The sequence below is a fragment of the Synechococcus sp. WH 7805 genome, from assembly GCF_000153285.1.
In the GTDB taxonomy this organism is placed as follows: domain Bacteria; phylum Cyanobacteriota; class Cyanobacteriia; order PCC-6307; family Cyanobiaceae; genus Synechococcus_C.
This window is the reverse complement of the sequence record NZ_CH724168.1, coordinates 2015792-2023128: the sequence shown is the minus strand read 5'-3', so window position 1 is coordinate 2023128 and position 7337 is coordinate 2015792. Positions and strand designations below refer to the sequence as shown.

Annotated in this window: 10 protein-coding genes and 1 pseudogene; 3 read left to right on the top strand and 8 right to left on the bottom strand. The window is 57.7% G+C overall.

Features of this window, described 5'->3' with window-relative positions:
* Positions 1-350 (top strand): annotated as a pseudogene (locus WH7805_RS10215) (NDP-sugar synthase); the annotation flags it as partial.
* On the opposite strand, the gene WH7805_RS10210 reads toward WH7805_RS10215, so the two are convergent.
* Entirely contained in the window at positions 331-1224 is an 894-nt protein-coding gene (locus WH7805_RS10210) for a methylenetetrahydrofolate reductase (protein ID WP_006043004.1), read from the bottom strand. The pseudogene WH7805_RS10215 and the gene WH7805_RS10210 overlap by 20 nt on opposite strands.
* 74 nt (positions 1225-1298) lie before the next feature.
* Between WH7805_RS10210 and WH7805_RS10205 the strand changes: the two genes are divergently transcribed.
* Together WH7805_RS10205 and WH7805_RS15115 are read left to right on the top strand one after the other, a co-directional pair.
* The gene (locus WH7805_RS10205; RefSeq protein ID WP_006043003.1) at positions 1299-1592 is read left to right on the top strand and encodes a helix-turn-helix transcriptional regulator; all 294 of its coding nucleotides are present in this window, start codon (positions 1299-1301) and stop codon (positions 1590-1592) included.
* 40 nt (positions 1593-1632) lie between these two features.
* The gene (locus WH7805_RS15115) at positions 1633-1767 is read left to right on the top strand and encodes a hypothetical protein (protein ID WP_006043002.1); all 135 of its coding nucleotides are present in this window, start codon (positions 1633-1635) and stop codon (positions 1765-1767) included.
* A gap of 35 nt (positions 1768-1802) precedes the next feature.
* On the opposite strand, the gene WH7805_RS10200 is transcribed toward WH7805_RS15115, so the two are convergent.
* The 7 genes from WH7805_RS10200 to WH7805_RS10170 form a co-directional block, all read right to left on the bottom strand.
* The gene (locus tag WH7805_RS10200; protein ID WP_006043001.1) at positions 1803-2312 is read right to left on the bottom strand and encodes a CYTH domain-containing protein; all 510 of its coding nucleotides are present in this window, start codon (positions 2310-2312) and stop codon (positions 1803-1805) included.
* Positions 2313-2320: 8 nt separating this feature from the next.
* Positions 2321-3262 carry an NAD(+) kinase gene (locus WH7805_RS10195; protein ID WP_006043000.1) on the bottom strand — a complete coding sequence of 314 codons (942 nt, stop codon included), beginning with the start codon at positions 3260-3262 and terminating at the stop codon, positions 2321-2323.
* A 15-nt stretch (positions 3263-3277) separates the two neighbouring features.
* A complete protein-coding gene (gene nuoK / locus WH7805_RS10190) occupies positions 3278-3610 on the bottom strand; it encodes an NADH-quinone oxidoreductase subunit NuoK (protein ID WP_006042999.1) in 333 nt (110 codons plus the stop codon).
* A 21-nt stretch (positions 3611-3631) separates the two neighbouring features.
* The gene (locus WH7805_RS10185) at positions 3632-4231 is read right to left on the bottom strand and encodes an NADH-quinone oxidoreductase subunit J (RefSeq protein WP_006042998.1); all 600 of its coding nucleotides are present in this window, start codon (positions 4229-4231) and stop codon (positions 3632-3634) included.
* Complete coding sequence (gene ndhI / locus WH7805_RS10180) at positions 4228-4884, bottom strand: NAD(P)H-quinone oxidoreductase subunit I (RefSeq protein WP_006042997.1); 657 nt, start codon at positions 4882-4884, stop codon at positions 4228-4230. Before ndhI ends, WH7805_RS10185 begins: the two co-directional genes overlap by 4 nt.
* A gap of 81 nt (positions 4885-4965) precedes the next feature.
* Entirely contained in the window at positions 4966-6084 is a 1119-nt protein-coding gene (gene nuoH, locus WH7805_RS10175) for an NADH-quinone oxidoreductase subunit NuoH (RefSeq protein ID WP_186473476.1), read from the bottom strand.
* Between the two features lie 60 nt (positions 6085-6144).
* Positions 6145-7335, bottom strand: coding sequence for a citrate synthase (locus tag WH7805_RS10170; RefSeq protein ID WP_006042995.1), 1191 nt, complete (start codon positions 7333-7335; stop codon positions 6145-6147).
* Between the last annotated feature and the right edge of the window lie 2 nt (positions 7336-7337).

The window sequence follows — 7337 nt, the reverse complement described above, 5'->3', positions numbered from 1 at the left end:
TCAATGTGCAGGGCCCGGTTTACGTGGGCGGAATGACCCGGATCGAAGACGGGGCAACCCTGATCGGCCCATCCATGATCGGCCCCAGCTGCCACATCTGCGAAGGAGCCACGATCGACAACTCCATCATTTTCGATTATTCGAGAATCGGTGCCGGCGTGCAGCTCGTGGAGAAGCTCGTCTTCGGTCGTTATTGCGTTGGCCGCAACGGTGACCATTTCGACCTCCAGGAAGCAGCTCTCGACTGGTTAATCACCGATGCTCGTCGGCAGGATGTCGTTGAACCCTCTCCGCAGCAGAAGGCGATGGCCGAACTGCTCGGCACCGATCTCACAGCACCGGCAGGCTGACGCCAGCTCGATCCAAAACTTCCGGGATCCGCTGTTCCGCCTTCACGGCCATCAAGTGGACCCCCTGGGCGATTCCTGAGAACTGACGCACCTGTTCTGCAGCGATCGCGATTCCCTCATCCATCGGATCATCCGCCTGATCGAGGCGATCAATTAAATGGTTGGGGATACAGGCGCCGGGAACCACGCGATTGATGAACCGGGCATTACGGGCTGACTTGAGCAGAAACACCCCTGCAAGGACTGGCAGCTCAAGAGGATCAGCGAGGTCTCGGCAGAATCTCTCCAGAGAACGAGGATCCATCACCATCTGCGTCTGCACGAATCGGGCACCAGCCTCACGTTTGCGGGTGAGACGTCGCGACAGACCGGACCAGCTGGCGCAGTGGGGATCAGCGGCAGTCCCTGCAAACAAATTGGTCGGACCGTCAGCAAGCCTGTCTTTGACGGGATCCTCCCCTCGATTGAATGCGCTCACCTGCTGCAGAAGCCGAACCGATTCCAGCTCGTGAACCGACCGGACAGACGATTGATCGCCAGCACGCACGGGATCACCCGTGAGGCAAAGCACATTGCGGATCCCGAGGGCATGGGCTCCCAGCAAGTCGGCTTGAAGTCCGATGCGATTCCGATCGCGACCTGCAACTTGCAGAACAGGCTCCAAGCCCGCATCGATCAACAGACGGCAAACGGCGAGACTGCACATGCGCATCACCGCCCGGCTGCCATCGGTGACATTGATGGCATGGACGCGCCCTCGCAGGCACTCGGCCATGGCAAGGGTTTCACTGGGATCACCTCCCCTTGGAGGCATCACCTCAGCGGTAAGGGTGAGGGAACCAGCCTCAAGGCTGCGCTGCAGCGCGGAATTCAATCGAAGAAACGCTTCTAAACGCCACTATGGAAGATCATTCGCAGGGGCTACCCCTAGGATGAAGTCATGATTCAATGTCAACGGTCAGCATGACCAGCGGCGAGGGGACGGGCTCAATGAATGCATCCCTCTCCGCAAGGGAACTCGAGATCATCGAGTTGGTCGCTGAAGGTTTAACGAATCAGGAAATTGCCGAGCGGCTCACCATCAGCAAGCGCACCGTGGATAATCACGTCAGCAATGTGTTCACAAAAACCGGATCCAAGAACCGGGTGGCCCTTCTCAACTGGGCGATGGATCACGGGAAGATCTGCCGCGATGGCTTCAACTGCTGCTCGCTTCCGGATACATCCGAGGACGCCCCCTGACAGCCAACGGCAGAGGCAATGGCAGATCGAGCATTGAACAATGATTCAGCGAGAGATCGAACAGCTCCGCGTAGGCGATGCACGCCTCGCGATCGAGACCGATGAATCGCAGTACTCCCTCATGGTCGTAGAGGCCGTGCACGTGGCACCTTCACGCTTCCTGAGAGAAATCTAAAGGAAAACAAAAGAAATCCTCAAGGGTGTTTGAGCTTATTGATGGCTGCCGAAGCCATAGCGACATCTGACCTCTTCGGGCCATTCCGCAATGGGTGCGACCGCAAGGGCCGCGTTGCTCCAGCGACCATCACTGGTCACTTCCTGGCCGCACCACGGAGGAAGCTCCAAGGGTGCATCGGCAGTGTCCAACTCCACCTCCGCAAGAACAAGGGGAGCGTTATCACCCTCAAAGCAGTCCACAACCCACTCACCACCGGAGAGAGCGAGGGAGTAGCGGGTCTTGATCAAGCGATGGGGCGCCAGGTCCCAGAGCGCCTCGGCATCGGTGGTAGGCAGAGGGTATTCGAACTCATGCCGGGCGATGCCTGATGCAGGCGCTTTGAGCGTCAGCCAAGCCTCGCCATCGGCACGCAAGCGCATCCGCACGGTGACACCATCCTTGGACGCCGCCAGATAGCCCTGCCTCAGTGGCTGAGGAGTGCCAGCGAAGGCACGCCAACCCTGTCCAGTCACCAGGAAACGTCGTTCGATTTCAAGCGGCATCGGTGGTTTCAGTTCAGCGATGGCATGCTGTCGACCAAACTGCCCGCCCAATGCAGTTTGCGAGACAGAGTGCGGTAATACGAGGGGTTTTGCTCCAGCTGCACCATGAGGGCGTGATGGGGAGCCCGCTGAATCACGCAGCATTCACCAGGAGCCATTACTTCACCGGCGGCACCATCCTTCCAGAGCTTCACCTGGCGATGGGAATCTCCAAGGGGCCAGATCACCAGACGCGACCGCGGAGGCAGCACGATCGGCCGACTGGACAGGCTCATCGGACAGATGGCGCTCACGATGATGGCATCAATCCCTGGGTGAAGAATGGGTCCTCCAGCAGCCATCGCGTAACCGGTGGACCCAGTGGGTGTGGCCAGGATCAATCCATCACCTCTCACCTGATCCACCACTTCTCCATCGATCTCCAATTCCAACGTGCAGGTTGGGGCGAGATCCTCGCGATAGGGGCGCAGATAGATGTCATTGAGAGCCCAGTGCCTCTCAATGACAGATGAATCATCCGGGAGTGTTCCTGAAACCGGACAAGTCAGGGCGTCAGCCCGATGGACCACGGCCTGAAGCATCATCCGTCGCTCCATGGCGAAATGATCCTCCAGAATCCGCGTCCAAATCGTGTCGTTGTGGAGCAGACCTGGCTCATGGGTGAGAAATCCCAGATGGCCACCCACGTTGAAGCAGAGGATGGGAACATCAAGAACAGCCAAGTGTCTCGCGGCTCCAAGAACAGTGCCATCGCCACCGAGCACAACAGCCAGATCGGGAAGCTCGGGCTCAGAGGCGAGGAGACCTGGAAATGGATCGGCCATGAGGCCACTCATGGCAATCGCGACGGAGACACCCAGCGACTCCAACTGGGATGCACACGCTCTTGCTTCCTTCTGGGCGAGTGGACTTTCAGCTCTATAGATCAGCCAAATCCGTTGAAGCTGCATGGTGAGGGCGCTGCCCTACCAGCGCAGAAGGTTGAAACGTTCCATATCCACTGTGACGCGATTGCGATAAAGGGACAAAAGAATCGCCAAACCAACGGCCGCCTCGGCCGCAGCCACGGTGATCACGAAGACCGAAAACACTTGTCCTCGAATCAACTGCCCATCCACGTAAGACGAGAACGCCATGAGGTTGATGTTCACTGCATTGAGCATCAATTCGATACTCATGAGCACGCGAACGGCATTACGACTGTTGATCAGCCCCCAGACGCCAGTGCAGAACAGCACTGCGGCGACAAGGAGATAGGCCTCGAGGGGAACGGAACCGGAAAGCAGCTCAGAAACCATGGGGAAGAAGGGAAGAGGACATCAGGCGGGTGGCTGATCCACCAGCAGAGGAGTGCGCGCCTTTTCAATCAGGCCTTGATCAACAGCTTCTCCAGTTCCAGGGTCAACCGCCTGAACATCACGTCGCGCCAACACGATGGCACCGATCATGGCCATCAAAAGCAATACGGAAGCCAGCTCGAAGGGAAGCAGATAATCGGTGAACAGGTGTTCACCGATGCGGATCGTTGCTCCCTCGCCAATCGGCTCTGGGCCCTCAGCCCAAGGGGTTGTGAGAACCACGCGGGTCAGAAGAACAAACAAGCCTGCACAGACCCCACCAGACAGAAGACGACGGACCGCGATCCCAGGAATCGGTGCCAGGTCTTCGCGCTTGTTGACCAGCATGATCGCAAAGAGGATCAGAACATTGACCGCTCCGACGTACACCAGCACCTGGGCGGCAGCCACAAAGCTGGCATTGAGCAGCAGGTAGAGACCAGCGACAGCCAGGAAAACGCCACCCAGCAGGAAGGCCGAATAAACAATGTTGCTGAGGAGCACAACACCGAGGGCTCCCAGAACGATGACTGCGCTGAGAACAAGAAAACTGATCAGCTGCGTCGACGCTGCGATCGTCATTCAGCGCTCTCCTTGCTGTTGTTGGTTGATGTGGCCGATTCTCCCTCATTGCCAGTGGTGCCAGCAGCATCACGCTTGAGAGAAGCAAGCACCTGATCCGGACGCTGTCCTGCCCGTGGACGCGCCGGGTCGACCCCGTGGGGGTGGACTTCACCGGCGGGAAGATACGCCAGTTCCCTCAGGGGTTGTACAGCGGGATCAGTGGTCACGCTCGTGGGTAAACGGCCCAAGGCCACATTGTCGAAGTTGAGGCTATGACGATCGAAAGCTGCCAGTTCGTACTCCTCGGTCATCGACAGACAGTTGGTGGGGCAGTACTCCACGCAATTGCCGCAAAAGATGCAGACTCCGAAATCGATGGAGTAGTTCCGTAATTCCTTCTTCTTCGTCTCCTTATTCATCACCCAGTCCACCACGGGCAGGTTGATGGGGCAGACCCGAACACAGACCTCACAGGCGATGCACTTATCAAACTCGTAGTGAATCCTTCCGCGGTAGCGCTCTGAAGGAATCAGTTTCTCGTAGGGGTACTGCACCGTCACGGGACGGCGCTTCATGTGGTCGAAGGTGACAGCCAGGCCTTGGGTGAGATTGCGCGCCGCGTCAACGGCGTCGCGGGTGTAGTCACCAACCTGTTTAAGGAAACCGAACATTGTCTGAAGTCAGGTAAGGAGCGGTCTGTCGAGAGGAAACCAGAGGGTCATGATGACGCCGTTGGCGTTCAAGTGTCGCGTTCACCCACCGAAGGCGACGGGGAATGCAAGTTTCAGAGCCGCGGTGACCAGCAGGTTGACCAATGCCAGTGGAAGCAAAAATTTCCAGCCGAGATCCAAAAGCTGGTCGATGCGAACCCGTGGCGTGGTCCAGCGCAGAAGAATGGCAATGAACACCAGGAGGTAGGCCTTCAGGACCGTCATCACAATGCCTGTAGCCCCTGTGATCACTTGAACCAGCGGAGCATCAACAGACTGTCCCAGCCAACCGGCAAGCCATTCCACGGGCACCGGAAATCCCCAGCCACCGAGATAAAGCACTGAAACCAGCAACGCCGAGAGCACCAGATTGATGTAACTGCCCAGGTAGAACAGGGCAAACTTCATTCCTGCGTATTCGGTCTGATAACCGGCAACCAGTTCCTCCTCAGCTTCAGGGAGGTCAAAGGGAAGGCGTTCGCACTCAGCCAGGGCACAGATCCAGAAGATCAAAAAGCCAACCGGCTGGCGCCAGATGTTCCAGCTCAGAATTCCAGCCCCTGTCTGCTGGCTGACGATGTCAACGGTGCTGAGAGAGTTGCTCATCATCACCACCGCAAGCACCGCAAGCGCGAGGGGGATTTCATAGCTGATCGACTGGGCTGCGGCTCGGAGTCCACCCAGCAGGGAGTACTTGTTATTCGATGCGTAACCACTCATCAGCAGACCGATGGGCTGAACGCTGCTGAGGGAGATCCACAGAAAGATGCCGACTCCCACATTGCTGATCAGAAGATTCTGTCCAAAAGGAACGATCAACCAGGACAGAATCACCGGGACGACAACGAGCACGGGGCCAAGCGTGAAGAGAAGCCCATCCGCCCTTGCCGGGATGATGTCTTCCTTCACCAGAAGCTTGAGGCCATCAGCAAGAGGCTGAAGAACGCCAAGGGCTCCGGCATATTCCGGGCCGATGCGCTGCTGAACAGCAGCAGAGATTTTGCGTTCCAACCAAACTGTCACCAGCACGCCGACCACTGCTGCCACAAGCACCAGCAGCATGGGGAGCGGCAGCCAGATCAATCGGGCCGCTTGATCGGAGAGACCGAAACCCTCCAGGGTCTGACTGAAGCTCTGTTCGAGATCCAGACCAGGACTCACTAGAGCCGATGCATTGGTGGCAAAGAAAGTCACCATGAACTGAGGATTGATGTGTGCAACTTAGGTGCTTGCGGAGGGAAGCCGGTCTTCAAGCGGGCTCCACTGACGCATCGATTGGCCTGTGTAGATCTGAGAGGGCCGGAAAATGCGGTTGGCGCCAAGCTGTTCCCGCCAGTGGGCAAGCCATCCCGCCACCCTGGCGATGGCGAATACAGGCGTGAACAGATCCCTTGGAATTCCGAGCTTGCGGTAGACCAAACCTGAGTAGAAGTCGACATTAGGGAAAATGCCTTTGGGTCCAAGGCGACACTCAGCAGCTGCTTCAAGGGCTCGAGCCACGTCGTACATCTCGTCGTGGCCAAAGCGGGCAAACAGCTCTTCTGCCAGCACCTGAAGAATCACGGCCCGAGGGTCTTTGACCCGATACTCCCGATGCCCGAAACCCATGACCTTGCGTTTGCTGGCCATGGCCGCATCGAGATAATCAGCTGCACGGTCAGCTGTACCGATCTCATCCAGCATGGCCAGAACATCCTCATTGGCGCCTCCATGCAGGGGACCAGCCAGGGTTCCGACAGCTGAAGCGACCACGGCATAGGGATCCGTCAGGGTGCTGGCCGTGACCCTCGCACTGAACGTGCTGGCGTTCAGGCTGTGTTCCGCATGCAGGATCAGACAACGGTCAAAGATCCGCGATGCCAGAGGGTCAGGCTCACGCTCCATGAGCATGTAGAGAAAATTGGCCGAATAGGCCAGGTCATCGCGAGGTTGAATCGGATCCTGTCCTTTGCGGATCAGTTGAAAGGCCGCCACCATCGTTGGGATCTTGGCGATCAACCGCACCACGGCGTCATAGATGTATTGGGGGTCATCGATGGCCCGCCGGGAATAAAACAGCCCAAGCGAGGCCGCACTCGACTGCAGAGCATCCATCGGATGACCATCCGATGGAAAGCACTTCATCATGTCTCGCACGCGGAAGCTCACCCTTCGGTGCATCTGCACTTCCTGCTCAAAGTCTCTCAATTGCTGAGGGCTGGGCAGTTCACCCCAGATCAGCAAATACGTGGTTTCGAGAAAACTGCAGTGAGAGGAAAGATCATCAACGGCATAGCCGCGATACGAAAGTTTTCCCGCTTGCCCATCGATGTCACAGATTGACGACTGAGTCGCAGGAACCCCTTCCAACCCGGGACGGAACACCAAACCGGTGCGTTCATGACGAATTTCAGCACTCTCGCTCCGACTCACTG

Bases quoted from the DNA above. Each gene is read 5' to 3' on its own strand.
- WH7805_RS10205 (WP_006043003.1), top strand. From the start codon at position 1,299: ATGTCAACGGTCAGCATGACCAGCGGCGAGGGGACGGGCTCAATGAAT.
- WH7805_RS15115 (WP_006043002.1), top strand. From the start codon at position 1,633: ATGATTCAGCGAGAGATCGAACAGCTCCGCGTAGGCGATGCACGCCTC.
- WH7805_RS10200 (WP_006043001.1), bottom strand. From the start codon at position 2,312: ATGCCGCTTGAAATCGAACGACGTTTCCTGGTGACTGGACAGGGTTGG.
- WH7805_RS10195 (WP_006043000.1), bottom strand. From the start codon at position 3,262: ATGCAGCTTCAACGGATTTGGCTGATCTATAGAGCTGAAAGTCCACTC.
- nuoK (WP_006042999.1), bottom strand. From the start codon at position 3,610: ATGGTTTCTGAGCTGCTTTCCGGTTCCGTTCCCCTCGAGGCCTATCTC.
- WH7805_RS10185 (WP_006042998.1), bottom strand. From the start codon at position 4,231: ATGACGATCGCAGCGTCGACGCAGCTGATCAGTTTTCTTGTTCTCAGC.
- ndhI (WP_006042997.1), bottom strand. From the start codon at position 4,884: ATGTTCGGTTTCCTTAAACAGGTTGGTGACTACACCCGCGACGCCGTT.